Raw genomic sequence first — 19,631 nt, 5'->3', positions numbered from 1 at the left:
GGGGTCAGTGGTACCGCTGTGGCGCCGTGCTGCCGTCGTGGAACGCGCCGAGGGGACCGGAGTACCCGCCGAGCTGGCCGGCGCTCTCCTCGAACCGGCGGTCGGCGTCCTCCTCGATCATGTGGTGGAGGAGCTGTTGCACGCCGTCGCTGTCGGGGATCCGGCGCAGGACGGTGGGCCCGCCCTCGCCTGCCGACTCGATGGTCAGCGAGCCGGACCGGATGATCCGCTCCCACAGCGTCTGCCGGTACGAGACGTCGGTGATGCGCGCCAACGGGAGGTCGCGGCCGCGACGGGACAGGATGCCCTCGCGGAACAGCAGGCGGTGGGTCGTGATCACGTAGTGCGTCGTCCGCCAGCGCAGCAGCGGCACAGCCACGAGCCTCAGGAGCAGGACGACCGCGACCGCCAGGACGACCATCCGCAGGATGCCCTGCTGCCGGCCGGCCGGTATCGCGGCCGTGCCGAACGAGGCCGCGCCGACGATCAGGAGCAGCCGGACGACCGGCCAGAACAGGGTCAGCCCGTGCGGGTGCAGGTGCCGGACGACCTCTTCGTCCTCTGAGAGGAGCTTGTCGGGATACGGCACTCCCCCAGGATGACCCAGACCCGGTGCGCCGTCAGGGACCGCGCGCAGCGACCGCCTCCGCCGTCACACCCGCCGCACGTGCCGCACGTCCCCGGAGGCCAGTTCCACCTGGCCCTCGGGCGTGGCGACCACGAGCCGGCCGTCCCAGTCGATCGCCTGCGCGCGGCCCTCCAGCGTCGAGCCGTCCGGCAGGCTGACGACGACGTCGCTGCCGACCGTCGAGGACCAGGCCAGGTAGTCGCCCACCAAACCCGAGGACACCGGGTCGCCGAGCGCCGCCGTCCACCCGCGGTACCGGCGCTCCACGGCGCGGAGGAAGGCCAGCAGCACCGGCGCGCGGTCCACCGTCGCCCCCGTCACCCGGGAGAGGGACGTACCCGTCTCCGGCAGCTCCGCCGCCGTGGTGGACACGTTCAGGCCCACGCCGACGACGACCGCCGTCGGGCGGGTGGGTGACGACGTCGTCTCGGCCAGGATGCCGGCCAGCTTCCGGCCGTCGAGGGCGAGCAGGTCGTTGGGCCACTTCAGCGACGCCCGGACACCGGTGACCTCGCCGACCGCCTCGCCCAGGGCCACCCCGGTGAGCAGTGGCAGCCATCCCCGCCGTGCGGCGGGCACGTCGGGCCGCAGCAGGAACGAGACGGTCAGACCGGCGCGCGGCGGCGACGTCCAGACCCGGTCCAGCCGGCCCCGGCCGGAGATCTGGTGCTCGGCCACGAGGACGAGGCCCTCGGGTTCGTCGGCCGCCGCGGCGGCGATCAGCTCCGCGTTCGTCGACCCGATCTCCTCCACCACCTCCAACGACCGCCACAGCCGGCTGTCCCGGGTCAGGGCGGCGGCGAGTGCCGGGCCGTCGAGGGCCGGACGCTCCAGATCGGACCAGCGGGAGGGAGGCACGTCGATCACGCTACGGCCCGGGAGGCGTGCCGCTCAGACGGGCAGCCTGCGGAAGACGGCGCGGGGTAGGTGCCGCAGGCCGCTCATCACCCAGCGCATGGTGCCCGGGACCCAGACGGTGTGCCGACCCCCGCGGATGCCGGTGACGATCGCCTCGGCCACGGCGTCCGGGGTCGTGGCGAGCGGCGCCTCCGGCCGGCCGGCCGTCATCTTGGACCGTACGAACCCGGGCCGGACGACCAGCACCGAGACGCCGGTGCCGACGAGGGAGTCGCCGAGGCCACTGAAGAAGGCATCCAGGCCGGCCTTCGTGGAGCCGTAGACGAAGTTCGACGCCCGGGGTCGCTCGCCGGCGACCGATGACAGGGCCACGATGACCCCGTGGCCCTGCTCGCGCATGCGGTTGGCCAGTTCGGTGCCGACGACGGCGGGCACCACGTAGTTGACGTGACCGAGACGGCCGACGGCCTCGGGGTCCACGAGCAGTCGCTCGGCATCCCCCAGCTGTCCGAAGGCGACGACCGCGACGTCGATGTCGCCGCCCGCGGCCGCTCGCTGCACGACCCGGGCAGGCGAGCCGGGGTCGTCGGCGTCGAAGTCGACCACCTCGACGCGCGCCCCCGCGGCGGTCAGTTCGTCCGCCACGGCGGCGCGGCGAGGAGTGTCCCGGGCAGCGAGGACCACCCTCAGCGGGCGCTCCGCCAGATATCGCCGGGCCGTGGCGACGGCGATGTCGGACGTGCCCCCGACGAGCAGGAGCGAACCGATGGACCCGAGGGCGTCGATCACAGCGCGAGCCGCCTGGCGAGGTCCGACGTGAAGACACTCTCCGGGTCCAGCTGCTTCCGCACCGCCCGGAAGTCCTCCAGGCGCGGGTACATCCGCTCGAACAGCTCGGGCCGGACCCGGCTGTCCTTGGCCAGGTAGATCCGGCCGCGGGCCTCGACGACCAGCTCGTCGAGCTGGTCGAGCAGCGCCGCCAGGCCCGTGACGACGGGGATGTCGAGGGCGAGGGTCCAGCCGGGCGACGGGTAGGACAGCATGCCGGGGTTCCCCTGACCGAACCGCTTCAGGACGGCGAGGAAGGAGGCGTGACCGGAACGGCTGATCCGCACCAGCGCCTCACGCATCGCCTCCTCCCGCCCGAAGGGGACGGTGAACTGGTACTGCACGAAGCCGCGCGGGCCGTAGACGCGGTTCCAGTTCCCGACCCCGTCGAGGGGGTGGAAGAAGGTGGGGATGCTCTGGAGCTGGCCCCGCTTGCGCCTCGGTGACTTGCGGTACCAGACCTCGTTGAAGGCCGTCACCGTCGCGCGGTTCAGCAGGCCGGGTGGGAAGACGTCGGGTACCGACAGCTTGACCGAGCCCGAGTAGCGGAGGGGGTCGGCCTGGTTCCGGGACGCCAGCTCGCCACGCCGGGCGAACCGGCCACGGGTGAGCACCGACCGTCCCATCCTCCGGCCCCTGGCGACGCAGTCGATCCAGGCCACCGAGTAGTCGTACAGGTGGTCCGTCTCCGTGAGCAGGGTCATGAGCGAGTCGAGGTCGGGCGTCCGATCCGTGTCGACCAGGATCTGCGAGGACTCGATGCGCTTCATCCGCACCCGAGCGCGCAGGATGACGCCGGTGAGCCCCATGCCCCCCGCTGTGGCCCAGAACAGGTCTGCATCCTGGTCGGGCCCCGTGCGGCGGACGGTGCCGTCGGCGAGCAGGAGGTCCAGCCACCGCACGTGCTGGGCGAAGCTCCCGGCGACGTGGTGGTTCTTCCCGTGGATGTCCGCGGCGATCGCACCACCCACGGTCACGTACCTCGTGCCGGCGGTGACCGGCACGAACAGACCCTGGGGCACGAACTGGTTCATCAGCCGGTCGAGCGAGACGCCGGCCTCGACCTCGACCTCTCCGGCGGCGAGGTCGACGGCCAGGACCCGGTCGGCCCTGGTCATGTCCAGCACCGCTCCACCGGCGTTCTGCGCGGCGTCGCCGTAGCTGCGGGCAAGGCCACGGGCGACGACGCCGCGCGCCGCGCCGAGGGCCAGCGCCGACCGCGCATCGTCCTCACCCCGGATCGGGACGAGGGTCGCCGGAGTGGGCGCCGTCCGGCCCCACCCGGTGAGCTCCACCCGCTCGGCCCCTGGGAGCCGGGGCTCAGGCACCGAAGACGCCCGGCAGGAAGGTGGCCGCCCACACCACTCCGAGGCTCAGCAGGACCGGGTCGCGCAGCACGAGCTCCTCGGGAGCACCCGCACTGCCCTTGTCGACGTCCACGGCGTAGCGCAGGATCGCCAGGACGAACGGGGCGATCGACAAGGTCGACCACGGGACGCCTTCCCGGACGCCCCCCATCTCGAAGGCCCACAAGCTGTAGGCGGTGCAGGCCACGCCGGCCGACAGGCTCCAGACGAACCGCAGGTAGCTCGCCGAGTACTCCTGCAAGGTCCTACGGGTCTCGGCTGCCTGGCCGACGAGCACCAGTTCCGAGTACCGCTTGCCGGCCACCATGAACAGCGACCCGAAGGCGGCCACGAGCAGGAACCACTGCGAGAGCAGCAGGCCCGCAGCGACGCCGCCGGCGACGCCACGCAGCAGGAAGCCCGACGCCACCACCGCGAGGTCGAGGACGAGCTGGTTCTTCAACGCCACGCAGTAGGCGAGCTGGAGGACGACGTAGCTGCCCAGGACCCACGCCAGCTCCGGCCGCGTGAAGACCGCCGCAGCCGAGAGCGCCACGGCGAAGAGCAGGACGGCCAGGGCGACGGCCAGCCATCGGGGTACGACGCCCGAGGCGATGGGTCGGAAACGCTTGCGCGGGTGACGTCGATCGTCTTCGACGTCGATCGAGTCGTTGACCAGGTACACCCCGGACGACGCGACGCAGAAGAGCACGAAGGCCACCGCGGCGGGAACGACGACGTCCGGGTCCGTCAGCGCGCCGGCCGCCAGCGGGGCCGCGAAGACCAGCAGGTTCTTGACCCACTGGCTGGGGCGCAGGGCGCGGACCAGGCCCCAGGCCAAGGATCCACGGAAGCCCGCTGCCCGGGTCACCGCGGAGGACTCCGCGAGCAGCGCAGCCGGGTGACCTGCCTGGTCGCCAGCGTCGGGTCGCACGGTCATGCCTTTCATGCCATGCCGCCCCGTCGGCGGACGACGGCGGCGACCGTCGCTCCCAGCGCCGCGCCGGACAGGACGTCGGAGGGGTAGTGCACGCCGAGCAGAAGCCGGCTCACGAGCATCAGACCGGTCGCCGTCGCCATGACCGGCCGGCCGATCAGTGGGCCGAAGCCCACCGCGGCGGCTGTCGTGGAGCAGCTGTGCGCACTCGGGAAGGACGGCGCGCTGGGCGCCGCCACGAGTGCCGGGACGTCCGGGAACGTGGGCCGCGGGCGTGGGACGAGCCGCTTGAGCGCCGCCCCGGCGGCATGCGCCGCCACGACGCCGACCACGGCGGTGCGCCAGGGCTCAGGACGCCGGGACGCCAGGGAACCGACCGTGCCGAACGCGATCCAGCCGAGGGCATGGTCTCCGGACAACGACAAGCCGCGCGCCACCGGCACTGCAGCGGTGCCCCCCAGCACCCGCCGGGTGCCGCGCAGGACCGCGTGGTCGAGGCGGACCGGTAGGGCGGTTCCGGAGGCGGGCATCCTCCGGACTGTAATCAACGAGAGGGTCCGGGGCCCTGCCGCACCGAGGTTGCCCCCTTCGGCGTGTGGCCTGATCGGCGCGCCGAGGTCTCCGACCGGCCACCTCCGGTGTCGACCAGCGCCGCGCTCCCACGGCCCACGGGTGGACGCGCACATCGGCCCCTGATCGAGGGACCCGGCGGAGCGGGATGGAGGCTGTCCGGAGCGGCCCCCTACGCTACGGCGCTGTGAGCGCCGCCGAACTCGAGAGCGCCGGGGAGCACGTCCCCGACGACATCGACATCCACACCACCGCCGGGAAGCTGGCCGACCTCGAGCGGCGCGTGCAGGAGGCCACGCACGCGGGCTCCGAGCGGGCGGTGGAGAAGCAGCACGCCGCGGGCAAGATGACCGCCCGCGAGCGGATCGAGGCGCTGCTGGACCCGGGATCGTTCACCGAGTTCGACGAGTTCGCCCGGCACCGGTCGACCAATTTCGGCATGGCGGACAAGCGCCCGTTCGGCGACGGCGTCGTCACCGGCTACGGCACGGTCGACGGGCGCCCGGTGGCGATCTTCTCCCAGGACGTCACCGTCTTCGGCGGCAGCCTGGGCGAGGTCTACGGCGAGAAGATCGTGAAGGTCCTCGACTTCGCCGTGACGAACGGCTGCCCCATGATCGGCATCAACGAGGGCGGGGGCGCGCGCATCCAGGAGGGCGTGGTCTCCCTGGGGCTCTACGGGGAGATCTTCCGGCGCAACGTGCACGCCTCGGGCGTCATCCCGCAGATCTCGCTGGTGATGGGGCCGGCGGCCGGCGGCCACGTCTACTCCCCCGCGCTCACCGACTTCATCGTGATGGTCGACAAGACCAGCCAGATGTTCATCACCGGCCCCGACGTGGTGAAGACCGTGACCGGTGAGGACGTCACGCTCGAGGAACTGGGCGGCGCCCGCACGCACAACACGAAGTCCGGCGTGGCCCACTACCTCGCCGAGGACGAGAACGACGCCCTCGACTACGTCAAGGCGCTGCTGTCCTACCTGCCGAGCAACAACCTCGACCCGCTCCCGGCGCTGGACGTCGCGCCGGTGGAGACGGTGCTCCCCGACGCCCTCACCGACGAGGACCTCGAGCTCGACACCTTCATCCCCGACTCGGCGAACACCCCCTACGACATGCACACCGTCATCGAGCACGTCCTCGACGACGGCGAGTTCCTCGAGGTGCAGCCGCTGTTCGCCCCGAACATCCTGATCGGCTTCGGCCGGGTCGAGGGGCGCCCGGTGGGCATCGTGGCCAACCAGCCCACCCAGTTCGCCGGCACCCTCGACATCGACGCCAGCGAGAAGGCGGCGCGGTTCGTGCGCACGTGCGACGCCTTCAACATCCCGGTCCTCACCTTCGTCGACGTCCCGGGCTTCCTCCCGGGGACGTCGCAGGAGTGGGAGGGCATCATCCGTCGCGGCGCCAAGCTCATCTACGCCTACGCCGAGGCCACCGTCCCGAAGGTGACCGTGATCACCCGCAAGGCCTACGGCGGCGCCTACGACGTCATGGGCTCCAAGCACCTGGGCGCCGACGTCAACCTCGCGTGGCCGAGCGCGCAGATCGCCGTCGTCGGGGCGCAGGGCGCGGTCGGGATCCTCTACCGCAAGGAGCTCGCTGCGGCCGACGACCCCGAGGCCCGCCGGGCCGAGCTGATCGCGGAGTACGAGGACACCCTCGCCAACCCCTACGTCGCCGCCGACCGCGGGTACGTCGACGCGGTGATCCCGCCGTCGCACACGCGCGTGCAGGTCACCAAGGCCCTGCGCGTGCTGGCCAACAAGCGCCAGACCCTGCCGCCGAAGAAGCACGGGAACATCCCCCTCTGATGACCGAGCAACTTTCCGAGCGCCCGCTCCTGCGGGTCGTGAAGGGCGAGCCCTCGGCGGAGGAACTGGCCGCCCTGACCGTGGTCGTGGCCGCCCTGTCGCAGCGCCGCCCCCGCCGCCGTCCGACCCCCGTCGGGGCGTGGGCCTCCTACGCCGACGCCCACCGCCGTCCGCTGCAGGCGGGGCACGGCGGCTGGCGCGCCTCCGGGCGGTTCGCGTGACCCGGGAGCGCAGGCTCGTCCTCGCGTCGGCGTCACCGGCCCGGCTGTCGCTGCTGCGCCAGGCCGGCCTGGCCCCCGAGGTCGTGGTGAGCCAGGTGGACGAGTCCACCGTGCAGGCGCCCCGGGTGGCCGAGCAGGTGGCCCTCCTCGCCGCCGCCAAGGCCACCGCCGTGGCCAGGCAGGAGACCGACGCGCTGGTGATCGGCGCCGACTCGCTGCTGGAGTTCCACGGCAAGCCGCTGGGCAAGCCCGCCGACGCCGCCGAGGTCCGCGACCGCTGGCGCCGGATGGGCGGCCGGTCCGGGATCCTGCACACCGGCCAGGCGCTGTTCGACGTCCAGGACGGCGCCGTGGTGAGCCGGGACATCGCCGTCGCGTCGACCGTCGTGTACTTCGCGACGCCGACCCCGCAGGAGATCGAGGCCTACCTGGCCACGGGTGAGCCGCTCGCGGTGGCGGGGGCCTTCACCCTCGACGGCCTGGGGGCCCCGTTCGTCCGCCGCGTGGAAGGGGACCCGGCGGCGGTGGTCGGGCTGTCCCTCACCGTCCTGCGCACCCAGCTCGCCAAGCGGGGCCTGGCCATCACCGACCTCTGGCGCCGCTGAGCCGCCGTCCCACCCAGCACTACAGTTCGACCGCTCGACTCGACGAAGGAGTACGCCGGTGCAGAAGGTCCTGATCGCCAACCGCGGTGAGATCGCGGTGCGCGTGGCACGCGCCTGCAAGGACGAGGGTCTGACCAGCGTCGCCGTCTACGCCGAGCCCGACCGGGACGCGCTGCACGTGCGGATGGCCGACGAGGCCTTCGCCCTCGGCGGGACGACGCCCGGTGACTCCTACCTGGTCATCGACAAGATCCTCGACGCGGCGAAGAAGTCCGGCGCCGACTCGGTCCACCCCGGTTACGGCTTCCTGTCGGAGAACGCCGGCTTCGCGCAGGCGGTCATCGACGCCGGCCTGACGTGGATCGGGCCCTCCCCCGAGGCGATCGTCGCGCTCGGCGACAAGGTGCAGGCCCGGCACATCGCCACCAAGGCCGGCGCTCCTCTCGTGCCCGGCACGAAGAACCCGGTCGGCGGCGCCGAGGAGGTCGTCGCCTTCGCCGAGGAGCACGGTCTCCCGGTGGCGATCAAGGCGGCGTTCGGCGGCGGCGGGCGTGGGCTGAAGGTGGCCCGCACCAAGGAGGAGATCCCGGAGCTGTTCGACTCCGCCGTCCGCGAGGCCGTCTCCGCCTTCGGCCGCGGCGAGTGCTTCGTCGAGCGCTTCCTGGACAAGCCGCGGCACGTCGAGGCGCAGGTCCTCGCCGACACGCACGGGAACGTCGTCGTCGTCGGCACCCGCGACTGCTCGCTGCAGCGGCGCAACCAGAAGCTGGTCGAGGAGGCCCCGGCGCCGTTCCTCACCGACGAGCAGCGCGAGCGCATCCACTCCTCCGCCAAGGCCATCTGCGCGGAGGCCGGATACCACGGCGCCGGCACGGTGGAGTACCTCGTCGGGGCGGACGGCTCGATCTCCTTCCTCGAGGTGAACACCCGGCTGCAGGTGGAGCACCCGGTGTCGGAGGAGACGTCGGGCATCGACCTCGTGCGCCAGCAGTTCCGCATCGCCCAGGGCCTGCCCCTGGAGATTCCCGAGGACCCCACGCCGCGCGGGCACAGCATCGAGTTCCGGATCAACGCCGAGGATGCCGGCCGCAACTTCATGCCGGCCCCGGGACCTGTCGACCGCCTGGAGATCCCGCAGGGCCCCGGCGTGCGCTGGGACTCCGGCGTCGAGACCGGCGGCGAGGTCGCCGGCGCGTTCGACTCGATGCTGGCCAAGCTGATCGTGACCGGGGCGACCCGCCAGGAAGCCCTGCAGCGTGCCCGGCGAGCCCTGGACGAGCTGGTCGTGGAGGGCATGCCGACCGTGATCCCGTTCCACCGCGCCGTCGTCCGCGACGAGGCCTTCACCAGCGAGCCGTTCACCGTGCACACGCGCTGGATCGAGACGGAGTGGGACAACCAGGTCCAGCCCTACGCCGCCGCCCCGGCCCAGCACGACGAGGAGACGCCGCGCCAGACCGTCGTCGTCGAGGTCGGCGGCCGGCGGCTCGAGGTGTCCCTGCCCGCCGGCCTGGCCGCCGGTGGCGGTGGCGGTGGCGGCGCCGCGGGCGCGCCGGCCAAACCGCGCAAGCGCGGCTCCGGGTCCGGCGGCTCCGGTACCTCCGGCGACTCCCTGACCTCCCCGATGCAGGGCACCATCGTCAAGGTCGCCGTCGAGGAGGGGGACGCCGTCGAGGCCGGTGACCTCGTCGTCGTCCTCGAGGCGATGAAGATGGAGCAGCCGATCGTCGCGCACAAGGCGGGCACCGTGCGGAGCCTGTCGGCGGAGGTCGGCGCCACCGTCACCAGCGGTGCGGTCATCTGCATCATCGCCGACGCGGACTGAGCATCTGGCCGCCCCGGTCGGTCAGCTGGTCGTGATGGCCCGGCAGCCGAGGGCGGTGTAGCCGCCGATCGGGTCGGTGTCGATGGCGTACACGCACACCCGGTGCTCCCCCGGGGTCACGGAACCGGACCAGGCGAACCCGTGGTCGTTGCCGGCGGTGGGGAAGGCGGCCCCGACGTCGGTCCGGGTCCGGTCGGCGGTGATGATGGTCAGCCGCCCGTCGACGTAGACATGCAGCGGCACCGCGCGAGCGTGGTCGTCGGTGTCGAAGGTCCACCCGGCGAGGCTGATCGTCGACCCGGACGCGGTCAGGCTCTCCCAGCTGCCCACCGGGAGGGCCAGCTGGGTGGTGATCGTCCGGCAGCCCAGGCCGGTGTACTTCGACGCGATGTTCAGGTCGATCGCGTAGATGCACACGCTGTGCGCACCGGGGTTGACCCGGATCGAGCCCGAGAAGCCGTTCGAGGTGCCCGCCGCCGGCCACTGCGACTGGATCTCCGGCCGGGAACGGTCGGCGCTCAGGACCGTCAGCCTGCCGTCGACCCAGACGTGCAGCGGCACGGCGCCGGTGTTGGTGTCGGGGTCGTAGGCCCAGCCGGCGACCGCAAGCGACGAGCCCGCCGCCGACAGCGTCTCCCAGGTGCCCACCGGCACCGCCACCTGCGTGCCGACCGTCCGGCAGCCAAGGCTCGTGTACTTCGAGGGGATGTTGACGTCGATCGCGTAGATGCAGACGGTGTGGTCGCCCGGCGGCACGGTGCCCGACCAGGAGAACCCGTTCGACGTCCCGGCGCCGGGTGCGAAGCCCGGCACGTCCGGACGCGACCGGTCCGCGCGGACGATGGTCAGCCGGCCGTCCACGTAGACGTGCAGCGGCACCGCGGCGGTGTTGTCGTCGGCGTCGAACACCCAGCCGCCGATGCTGATCGCGGGCCCGGACGCCGTCAGCGACTCCCAGTTGCCCATCGGCGGCTGCACCTGCGTGCCGATGGCCCGGCAGCCCAGCGCCGTGTAGCCCCCGATCGGGTCGGTGTCGATGGCGTAGACGCAGACCCGGTGCTCACCAGGCGGGACCGTGCCGGACCAGGCGAATCCGTGGTCGGAGCCCGTGCCGGGGTTGGCGACCCCGACGTCCGGCCGCGACCGGTCCGCGGTGATGATCGTCAGCCGGCCGTCGACGTAGACGTGCAGCGGCACCCACCGGCCGGTGTCGTCGCGGTCGAACGTCCAGCCGGTGATGCTGATCGTCGACCCGGACGCCGAGTGGCCCTCCCACGCACCCTCCGGCAGCGCCATCTGCGTGGTGATCGTCCGGCAGCCCAGCCCGGTGTACCGCGATGTGATGTTGAGGTCGATGGCGTAGATGCAGACGCTGTGCGTCCCGGGGTGGACCTGCACCGAGCCGGAGAATCCGTTGGAGGTACCCGCCGCGGAGTGCGCGCTCTGCACGTCCGGCCGCGACCGGTCGGCCGACAGCATGGTCAGCCGCCCGTCGACCCACACGTGCAACGGCACGGCGCCGGTGTTGTCGTCGGGGTCGTACGCCCAGCCCGCGAGCCTCACCGTCGACCCGGCAGCCGTCAGCGACTCCCAGGTGCCGACGGGCGACTGCACCTGGGTGCTGACCGTCCGGCAGCCCAGGGCGGTGTAGCCGCCGATCGGGTCGGTGTCGATGGCGTACACGCACACCCGGTGATCACCGGCGGGGACGGTCCCTGACCAGGAGAAACCGTGGCCGGTACCCACGCCGGGGTGGATCCCCTCTACGTCCGGCCGCGACCGGTCAGCGGTCACGATCGTCAGGCGACCGTCGATGTAGACGTGCAGCGGCACGGACCGGCCGGTGTCGTCCCGGTCGAAGGCCCACCCGGCGACGCTGATCGTCGACCCCGACCCGGCGAGCGTCTCCCAGTTGCCCACGGGCAGCGCCATCTGGGTGGTGATCGACCGGCAGCCCAGCTCGGTGTACCTGGACGAGATGTTCAGGTCGATGGCGTAGATGCACACCCGGTGCGCGCCCGGGTTGACCCGGATGGACGCCGCGAAGCCGTTGGAGGTCCCCGCCGCGGCCTGGGCGTTCTGCACGTCCGGCCGTGACTGGTTCGCCGGGACGACGGCCAGCCGGCCGTCGACCCAGACGTGCAGCGGCACCGCGCCGGCGCCGTCGTCGGGGTCGTAGGCCCAGCCGCCGAGGGACAGCGTCGAGCCGGTCGCCGACATGGACTCCCAGCGTCCGACCGGAGTCGACACCTGGGTGCCGAGGCTGCGGCAACCGAGCGCCGTGTGCTTGGAGGGATCGTTGACGTCGATCGCGTAGATGCACACCCGGTGGTCACCCGGGGCCAGCGTGGTGGACCAGGAGAACCCGTTGGACGTCCCGGCGCCCGGCGACAGCGACGGGACGTCGGACCGTGACTGGTTCGCCGAGAGGATCGTCAGCCGGCCGTCGACGTAGACGTGCAGCGGCACGGCGGCCGCGGGGTTGTCCGGGTCGTACACCCAGCCGGCGATGCTCAGGGTCGGGCCCGTTGCGTTGAGCGTCTCCCAGGTGCCCACGGGCACGCGGCCGGCGGTCACCCGAACAGTGGCGCCCGACGATGTGACGCTGTCCACGGTCACGGTGAAGTCGCCGCCGGCCACGGTGACCGGAGTCCCGACCGGCAGGGCGGACTTCGTGGCGTCCCCCCTCTGACCCGACACGGGGGTCGCGTCGATCAGCAGCGAGGTGTCGTCACCGTCGCTCGCGCGTCGCAGCTGCACGCCGGTCTGCAGGGGGGTGCCCGGCAGCCATGCGTCGCGGCCGGTCGCCGTCCGGTACTCCAGCCAGTACTCGATGCCGCCGTCGTCGACGAGGCGCACGGCGCGCAGCCCGGTGCGCCCGCCCGTGGGCGACAGTGTGTACGTGCGCGTGCCGGTGTCCTGCGCCCGCGTGGTGGCTTGCTGTCCGGCTGGCAGCACCCCGAGGAGGGCGGCGTGCGGTGCGTTGAGCGTGCCCATCTGCGACCAGGAGAAGCCCATCACGTCGTACCAGTCGTGGTAGGCGTCCACCTGGCAGGAGTTGTCCGCCACCTCCTCGGTCCCGGAGTCGCAGGACAGCGCGGAGGCGTGCCCGAGGCCGAAGTTGTGCCCCAGCTCGTGGGCGATGATCGAGGGGTGGAGGCCCTTGGTGTAGAGCAGGCCGCCGGCGCCGGGCCCGGACCCGATGGTGCCGAGCCCGTCGGCGCACGTCGGGAAGTTCTGCGCCGCGGCACCCAGGTACAGCAGCAGGTGGTTGCCGTTGCCGGGCGTGCCGTCGAAGTTGACCGCCGCGTCGGCCTGGCGCCACATGCCGAACCAGTCGTTGCAGCCGGCCGTCAGCGTCACCCAGCTGGGGTGCGCAGTCGCCTCGATCTGCACGGCGCCGTTGGTCTGCTCGGCCCAGAAGCTCTTGACCGCGCCGTTGACCACGGCGGTGAGGTCGGTGATCGGGACCGTCGCACCCGGGGTGACCCCGGACGGCAGGACCCCGACGACGGTCACCCTGTTGGTCGCCGTCCCGGCCGGCGCCACCGGCGCATCGGTCGCGGGCGCGGCCTCGAGGACGGTGGCCTCGAGCACCTCGAGCGCGGGTTCGAGCCCCTGCTCCTCGGCCGCGGCGTCGGTGACCTCGTCTCCCACGGTGACCTCGACCGTGGAGCCCACCGGGATGTCCGCGACGTCCTCGGTGAGCACGCGCACGGCCTCACCCGAGTCGGTCTCGACCCAGCTGACGAGGTCGCCCTCGGGGTGCTCCTCCACCTGCCTGCCGTCGAGCGGCTCCGGCTCCGCCGTGTGGATGTTCTCCGCCCAGGCCTGCACGAGCTCGCCGACGACGGTCTCCCCCGTCGGCTCCTCCGCCTGGGCCGTCGGCAGCGCGACGAGCAGCGACAGGACGACGGCGGCCGTCACGGCGGTACCGAGCGGCCGGCGCAGACCGGGGCGACGCATGCACGAACTCCTGGATCGGGATCCCAACGACTCGTTCATCGGCAGGTCGGGTGCGCGACCGGATCGCCCAGACGGGCGAGACCGCGCCGGCTCAGCGCGCGCGTAGGGCGCGCAGCCTGCGGATGACGAGGAGGGTTGCGCCGACCAGCAGGGCGCCGGCGGCTGCGACGAGCAGCCTCTCGCCGCCGAACGTGTGGGACGTGGTGTCGAGGGCGGTGACGGTGCGGACCGGGCGCGGCTCGCTCTCGGCGACCGCGACCACCGGGGGCGCGACGGCCGGTGCGGCGGCGACGCCGGGCATCACGGTGCCGGCCGCCGCGGGCGCGACGGCCGGTGGGGCGGCGGCGCCGGGCATCACGGTGCCGGCCGGGACCTCCGGCGTCGCCGCGCGGCCGGCGGCGGGCGCCTCGCCCGTCGGGGGCACGGGGGTCACCGACACCACCGCGCCGGCGGCCGAGACGCTCTGGACGACGACCGAGAAGTCACCGCCGGACACCGGCACCGCCACCCCGACGGGCAGCGCGGCCTGGAAGTCGGTGCCCCAGCCGGCGGCCGCGGTCGGGGTCGCGTCGAGCAGCACGGAGGTGTCGGGCAGTGCCGTCCCGGCGCGGCGGAGCAGCACACCGGTGTCGAGGGCACGGACGTCGTGCCGGGTGCCGAGCCACGCGTCACGACCGGTCGCCGTCCGGTACTCCAGCCAGTAGTCGACGCCGGCAGCGTCGGTGAGCCGCAGCGCCCGGATGCCCGACCGGCCCGACAGGGGCGCCAGCGTCGCGGTGGTGACGGCGCTGCGGACGCCGAGGGTCTGCACCTGCGTCTCGGGCAGCAGCTTGATGCGGGCGGCCTGCGGGGCGTTGAGCGAGCCTATCCGCGCCCACGAGACGCCCATGACGTCGTAATAGTCGCGGTACCCGACGGTGCGGCAGGAGCCGCCCTCGACGGCCGCGTCGCACTGCTTGCCCGAGGAGTGACCCAGGCCGAAGTTGTGGCCGAGCTCGTGGGCGATCGCCGAGGGCGTGGTGGTCTGCACGTAGAGGCTGCCGCCCGACGTCGTCGCGGTGCCGACCTGGGCCAGGGCGAAGGCGCAGCCCTTGGCGGCGCTGCTGAGGTAGAGCAGCAGGTGGTTGCCCGGCCCCGCGACGAACCCGACCTTGCGGGCGACCTCGGCCCACAGGTCCCCGGCGGTGCCACGGCAGTCGGTGACGGTCGGCGTCCAACCGTGCGAGTCGACCGCCCCCAGCGTGACGGCGCCGTTGCTCTGCTCCGCCCAGAACTCGGCGACCGGCCCGTTGACCGCGTCGACGATCTGCTCCTCGGTGACGCCGTCGGCGGCGACCCCGCCCGGCTGCACGAGCACGACGGTGACGCGGTTGGTCAGCCCGGACGGGTGGGCGAGCGCGGGGGCCACCGCCGGCAGCTCGACGACCTCCTTCTCCAGCACCTCGAGCGCGGCGTCGTCGCTGACGTCGTCGGCGACCTCCCCGCCGACCGTGAGCTCGACGGTCGCGCCCGACGGGATGTCCGCGACGCTGTCGGCGTCCACCGGGACGGCGTTCCCGTCGGCGGGCTGCACCCAGGCGAGGGCGCCCTCCTCGGCGTGGTCCTCGTGCTCGTCGGGGGCCGCCTCGGCGACGGCCTGAACCAGCCGGCCGACGACGGCCGTGCCGGCCGGCTCGTCGGCCGCGGCGACAGCACCCGGGAGGACGACGGACGACGCGAGGGCCGCCGTGAGCACGGCGGAGCGCAGCGGACGGCGTGCGTGGACGGAAGGCATCCACTGCTCCATCGGCGGTGCCGTGCCCCATCGGCACCGAACTCCGGAAATCGAGCGGAACGCTCGTCACAGTGGACGCATCCGCCCCTGGGCCCCCGGCGGACCCAGAGCTACCGCCTCAGGAGAGCTCGTCGACGCCCATCAGCCGGCGTCCGGCCTCCGTGATCGAGCCCGACAGCGACGGGTAGATCGAGAAGGTGTTCGCCAGATCGGCGGCGGTCAGCCCCTTGGTCACGGCGAGCGTGATCGGCAGCACGAGCTCCGAGGCGCCGGGGGCCACCACGACGCCGCCGACCACGACGCCCGTGGAGCGCCGGGTGAACAGCTTGACGAAGCCGGCGCGCAGGTCGCTCATCTTCGCCCGCGCGTTGGTCGCCAGCGGCAGCCGGACGACGTCGATGTCGGCATCGTCGGCCAGCGACTTCTCCTGGACCCCGACCGTGGCGATCTCGGGGTGGGTGAACACGTTCGCGGCCACCGTCTTCAGCCGGATGGGCGCCACTGCCTCGCCGAGCGCGTGCCACATCGCGATCCGGCCCTGCATGGCCGCGACCGAGGCGAGCTGGAACACGCCGGTCACGTCGCCGGCGGCGTAGATGCCCGGGACCGTCGTGCGCGAGACCCGGTCGACGACCACGTGACCGGCCTCGGTGACCTGGACGCCGTGCGACTCGAGGTTCAGCCCGGCGGTGTTGGGGACGGTGCCGACGGTCATCAGCGCGTGCGAGCCCTCGACGGTGCGCCCGTCGGTGAGCTCCACGAGAACGCCCTTCTCCGTCCGGCGGACAGCGGCCGCCCGGCCCTTCTGGGTGATCCGGCCGCCGCGGGACTGGAAGACCTCCTCGAGCACCTCGGCGGCGTCCGCGTCCTCCCCCGGCAGCACGCGGTCGCGGGACGAGACGAGGGTCACCGGCACGCCGGCCTCCAGGTAGCCGGAGGCGAACTCGGCGCCCGTGACGCCGGAGCCCACGACGACGAGGTGCTCGGGCATCTCCTCGAGGTCGTAGACGTCGCGCCAGTCGAGGATCCGCTCGTGGTCGGGCTCGGAGCCGGGCAGGACCCGCGGATCGGCGCCGGTCGCGATGAGGACGACGTCACCCTCGATCTCGTCGACGACCCGACCGTCGGCGTCGAGGATCTCGACCTCGTGCGCGGCCAGGCCCGGCACGTCGTCGGCCAGCCGGCCGGAGCCCTTGACGATGCGCACGCCCTCGGACTCCAGCCGGGCGTGGATGTCGGCCGACTGCGCCATGGCCAGCCCCTTGACGCGGTGGTTGACCGAGACGAGGTCGAGACCGACGCCGGCCGGTTCGGCGCCCTGCACCCCCAGGACCTTCGAGTCCCGCACCGCCGTCATGGCCTCGGCCGAGGCGATCAGGGCCTTGGAGGGGACGCAGTCGGTGAGCACGCTCGCCCCGCCCATGCCGTCGCGCTCGATGACGGTGACCTGGGCACCGAGTTGTGCGGCGACCAGCGCGGCCTCGTAGCCGGCCGGTCCGCCGCCGATGATCACGATGCGGGTCATGGGTCCTTCCCCGGAGCTGAGATGACGTTCGGGGCCATTCTCCCCGGTGCGGCGGCGGATCGCTGCGACCGGCGTCCTTCGGCCCGCCGGATCCGGTCGTTAGTCTCGGCGCGATGGGCCTCTACGCCGCCTACGGGTCGAACATGGATCCCGCGCAGATGCTGCGCCGCTGTCCGTCGTCCCCGCACACGGGCACGGGTTGGATCCGCGGCTGGCGGCTCACCTTCGGCGCCGAGGAGTTCGGCTGGGAGGGCGCCCTGGCGACCCTGGTGCCCGCGGAGGACGACTACGAGGCGCTCACCCCGGGCGTGTTCGTCGCGCTCTACGACCTCACCGAGGCCGACGAGAAGGCGCTGGACGCGTGGGAGGGCGCCGACCTCGGGCTGTACCGGAAGCTGCACCTGCGGGTGCACACCCTCGGCGGTGACGTCGTCGCCTACGTCTACGTGCTCGACGCGTTCGAGGGCGGCCTGCCCTCGGCCCGCTACCTGGGCGCCCTGGCCGACGCCGCCGAGGCCGCCGGGGCGCCGCAGGACTACCTGGTCGACCTCCGCTCCCGCGAGTGCCGCTCCACCGGCGTCTGACGCCCCTCTCCTCTCCTCACTTCGGCGCGATCATGGCGCCGTGACCACCATCCGGGCCGCCGGAGTGGTTGTCACGCCATGATCGCGCGGCCGGGGCCGGTCAAGTGGCGGCGGACGATCGCCACCATCGCCTCCCAGCGCCGGTAGACGTCGACCGCGGTGAAGTGCAGCAGGCGCCAGTCGTGTTCGGTCAACCAATTGTGCCGGTCCCTGTCGGCGGCGAGCTGGCCGCGCGTCATGTGCGCCTCGAGCCCGTCGAACTCGACTCCGAGCCGCCGGTCGCGCCAGCCCATGTCCAGTCGGTGGCGACGAAGCCCGTCGACCACGTCGATCTGCAGGTCGGGTGCCGGCAGGCCGCCGTCGATGAACCGCCACCGCATCCGCGATTCCATGGGCGACTCGGCTCGACCGTCGGCCACCGGGATGAGCCGGTCCAGGCGGGCGACCCCCCGGAGACCCCGCTGCCGGATGCGCGCCAAGGCCCAGCTGGTCGGCGTCACACGCCCCGCTCCGGAGTGCGGCGTCGAGGGTCGCCAGAGCATCGATCGGCGCGCCCAGCCGGGCGACGTCACACGCCGTCCGGTCCGGCGGCGTGCACCACACCCCCGCCCGCAGGACGGCGTCGTCGGTGCCCACGGACGACGGATGCACCTGCAGGCCGGCGAGCAGCCGGTTGTCCATGTCGGCCGGGCCCAGGAAATGCAGGCGTCCGGCCCGAACCGCGTCCGGGGAGCGCAGGTCGAATCCCCAGAGCGATGCAGCGGTGGAGTGGCACACGACGAGGTCCCCACCGAGCCACAGGGCCGCGGCCCGGATCAGCGTGGGGACATCGTCCGGTAGTTCACCGTCGGCGTAGAGCCCTGGCCAGGGGGTGCGACGCCACTCGCGGCGCCGGAGGAAGGAGCGGACCTCCGCGACGGAGTAGCTCTCCAGCGCCTGCTCACGGGTGAAGACGCCGCCCTGACACGTCGCCAGGCGGGCGAGGGTTCGCTGCACGGTGTCGACCCTCGACGTCGACTCCGTGCCCCGGCGAGGGCGTCCGACATCTGTGGAAGAGACCCGCCACTGGGGACATCCCCGTGATCATGGCGCGAGAACCACTCCGAGGGCCCAATAGGTGGTCACGGCGCCATGATCGCCGGGGATGGGGCGTGCTCGGGGGCGGCGAGGAACGTCTGCAGGATCTGCTGCGCCGCCAGGGCCGGGGTCAGCTCCCCCGCCAGCACCGCCTTCTCCAGGCCCGGGACGGCGGCCCGCACGCCGGGATGGGACCGCAGCTGGTGCTCGAGGGAGTCACGGACCAGCTGCCAGGTCCAGCGCACCTGCTGCATGCGGCGCCGCTCGTCGAACTGCCCGGACGCCCTCATCCGATCCTGGTGCTCGACCAGCTTGGCCCACACCTCGGCCAGTCCGTCGCCGGTGAGCCCCGCGCAGGTCAGCACCGGCACGTCCCACGTCTCGTCGTGCCCGCGCAGCATCCGGATCGCGCCGGCCAGCTCGCGCGCGGCCTTGCGGGCGGCCGGCGCACCGTCGCCGTCGGCCTTATTGACGGCGATGACGTCGGCGATCTCGAGGATGCCGCGCTTGATGCCCTGCAGCTGGTCGCCGGTGCGGGCCAGGGTCAGGAACAGGAACGAGTCCACCATCTCGGCGACGGTGATCTCCGACTGCCCGACGCCGACCGTCTCGACCAGGACGACGCCGTAGCCGGCCGCCTCGACGACGACCATCGACTCCCGGGTCGCCTGCGCCACCCCGCCGAGCGTCCCGGAGGTCGGCGACGGGCGGATGAAGGCGTTCGGGTCGACCGACAGCCGGGCCATCCGGGTCTTGTCCCCGAGGATCGAGCCGCCCGACCGGGCCGACGACGGGTCGACCGCGAGCACCGCCACCTTCGCGCCGCCGGCGGTGAGGTCGACCCCGAGCTGGTCGATGAAGGTCGACTTGCCGACCCCCGGCACGCCCGAGATGCCGACCCGCCGCGCTCCCCCGGCGTGCGGCAGCAGCTCGACGAGCAGATCCTGCGCCTTCTGCCGGTGGTCGGCCCGCCGCGACTCCACCAGGGTGATGGCGCGCGCCACCACCCGGCGGTTCCCGGCCAGCACCCCCTCGGCCAGCGCCGGGACGTCGATCTCGCGCCTCATGCGC

Annotated in this window: 16 protein-coding genes; 5 read left to right on the top strand and 11 right to left on the bottom strand. The window is 73.1% G+C overall.

Features of this window, described 5'->3' with window-relative positions:
• Window positions 1–4: 4 nt before the first annotated feature.
• The 6 genes from ACFSHS_RS01980 to ACFSHS_RS01955 form a co-directional block, all read right to left on the bottom strand.
• Window positions 5–589 (bottom strand): PH domain-containing protein, encoded by a 585-nt coding sequence (locus ACFSHS_RS01980; RefSeq protein ID WP_376871086.1) that lies wholly within the window; start codon window positions 587–589, stop codon window positions 5–7.
• A gap of 63 nt (window positions 590–652) precedes the next feature.
• Window positions 653–1,486, bottom strand: coding sequence for a biotin--[acetyl-CoA-carboxylase] ligase (locus ACFSHS_RS01975; RefSeq protein ID WP_376871083.1), 834 nt, complete (start codon window positions 1,484–1,486; stop codon window positions 653–655).
• A gap of 33 nt (window positions 1,487–1,519) precedes the next feature.
• Window positions 1,520–2,275: a decaprenylphospho-beta-D-erythro-pentofuranosid-2-ulose 2-reductase gene (locus ACFSHS_RS01970; RefSeq protein ID WP_376871081.1), complete on the bottom strand. Its 756-nt coding sequence runs from the start codon at window positions 2,273–2,275 to the stop codon at window positions 1,520–1,522.
• Window positions 2,272–3,642: an FAD-binding protein gene (locus ACFSHS_RS01965; RefSeq protein ID WP_376871079.1), complete on the bottom strand. Its 1,371-nt coding sequence runs from the start codon at window positions 3,640–3,642 to the stop codon at window positions 2,272–2,274. The genes ACFSHS_RS01970 and ACFSHS_RS01965 overlap by 4 nt, the downstream gene beginning before the upstream one ends.
• Window positions 3,635–4,600, bottom strand: a complete 966-nt coding sequence (locus tag ACFSHS_RS01960) for a decaprenyl-phosphate phosphoribosyltransferase (protein ID WP_376871077.1) — start codon at window positions 4,598–4,600, stop codon at window positions 3,635–3,637. The genes ACFSHS_RS01965 and ACFSHS_RS01960 overlap by 8 nt, the downstream gene beginning before the upstream one ends.
• Window positions 4,601–4,605: 5 nt before the next feature.
• Entirely contained in the window at window positions 4,606–5,127 is a 522-nt protein-coding gene (locus tag ACFSHS_RS01955) for a phosphatase PAP2 family protein (RefSeq protein ID WP_376871075.1), read from the bottom strand.
• A gap of 227 nt (window positions 5,128–5,354) precedes the next feature.
• Between ACFSHS_RS01955 and ACFSHS_RS01950 the strand changes: the two genes are divergently transcribed.
• From ACFSHS_RS01950 to ACFSHS_RS01935, 4 genes are read left to right on the top strand one after another with little or no spacing between them, the layout of a single operon-like run.
• Entirely contained in the window at window positions 5,355–6,983 is a 1,629-nt protein-coding gene (locus ACFSHS_RS01950; protein ID WP_376871072.1) for an acyl-CoA carboxylase subunit beta, read from the top strand.
• Entirely contained in the window at window positions 6,983–7,204 is a 222-nt protein-coding gene (locus ACFSHS_RS01945; protein ID WP_376871070.1) for an acyl-CoA carboxylase subunit epsilon, read from the top strand. Before ACFSHS_RS01950 ends, ACFSHS_RS01945 begins: the two co-directional genes overlap by 1 nt.
• Window positions 7,201–7,809 carry a Maf family protein gene (locus ACFSHS_RS01940; RefSeq protein WP_376871068.1) on the top strand — a complete coding sequence of 203 codons (609 nt, stop codon included), beginning with the start codon at window positions 7,201–7,203 and terminating at the stop codon, window positions 7,807–7,809. Before ACFSHS_RS01945 ends, ACFSHS_RS01940 begins: the two co-directional genes overlap by 4 nt.
• A gap of 58 nt (window positions 7,810–7,867) precedes the next feature.
• Complete coding sequence (locus ACFSHS_RS01935) at window positions 7,868–9,634, top strand: acetyl/propionyl/methylcrotonyl-CoA carboxylase subunit alpha (RefSeq protein WP_376871066.1); 1,767 nt, start codon at window positions 7,868–7,870, stop codon at window positions 9,632–9,634.
• 21 nt (window positions 9,635–9,655) lie between these two features.
• On the opposite strand, the gene ACFSHS_RS01930 is transcribed toward ACFSHS_RS01935, so the two are convergent.
• The 3 genes from ACFSHS_RS01930 to ACFSHS_RS01920 all read right to left on the bottom strand — a co-directional run bounded on the left by ACFSHS_RS01930 (window position 9,656) and on the right by ACFSHS_RS01920 (window position 16,899).
• On the bottom strand, window positions 9,656–13,600 hold the full coding sequence (locus tag ACFSHS_RS01930) for a reprolysin-like metallopeptidase (RefSeq protein WP_376871064.1): 3,945 nt from the start codon (window positions 13,598–13,600) through the stop codon (window positions 9,656–9,658).
• 91 nt (window positions 13,601–13,691) lie between these two features.
• Window positions 13,692–15,374: a zinc-dependent metalloprotease family protein gene (locus tag ACFSHS_RS01925; RefSeq protein ID WP_376871061.1), complete on the bottom strand. Its 1,683-nt coding sequence runs from the start codon at window positions 15,372–15,374 to the stop codon at window positions 13,692–13,694.
• Window positions 15,375–15,492: 118 nt separating this feature from the next.
• Window positions 15,493–16,899: an NAD(P)H-quinone dehydrogenase gene (locus tag ACFSHS_RS01920; protein ID WP_376871059.1), complete on the bottom strand. Its 1,407-nt coding sequence runs from the start codon at window positions 16,897–16,899 to the stop codon at window positions 15,493–15,495.
• Window positions 16,900–17,012: 113 nt separating this feature from the next.
• On the opposite strand from ACFSHS_RS01920, the gene ACFSHS_RS01915 reads away from it, so the two are divergent.
• Window positions 17,013–17,483, top strand: coding sequence for a gamma-glutamylcyclotransferase family protein (locus ACFSHS_RS01915; protein ID WP_376871056.1), 471 nt, complete (start codon window positions 17,013–17,015; stop codon window positions 17,481–17,483).
• Window positions 17,484–17,554: 71 nt separating this feature from the next.
• Here ACFSHS_RS01915 and ACFSHS_RS01910 read toward each other — a convergent pair whose 3' ends face one another.
• Window positions 17,555–17,983 carry an endonuclease domain-containing protein gene (locus ACFSHS_RS01910; protein ID WP_376871053.1) on the bottom strand — a complete coding sequence of 143 codons (429 nt, stop codon included), beginning with the start codon at window positions 17,981–17,983 and terminating at the stop codon, window positions 17,555–17,557.
• Window positions 17,984–18,604: 621 nt separating this feature from the next.
• A complete protein-coding gene (gene meaB, locus ACFSHS_RS01905; RefSeq protein WP_376871050.1) occupies window positions 18,605–19,627 on the bottom strand; it encodes a methylmalonyl Co-A mutase-associated GTPase MeaB in 1,023 nt (340 codons plus the stop codon).
• Between the last annotated feature and the right edge of the window lie 4 nt (window positions 19,628–19,631).

The organism is Blastococcus deserti (genome assembly GCF_042682525.1).
GTDB lineage: Bacteria > Actinomycetota > Actinomycetes > Mycobacteriales > Geodermatophilaceae > Blastococcus_B > Blastococcus_B deserti.
The sequence above is the reverse complement of the archived record's forward strand: the minus strand, read 5'-3'. Positions and strand labels throughout refer to the sequence as shown.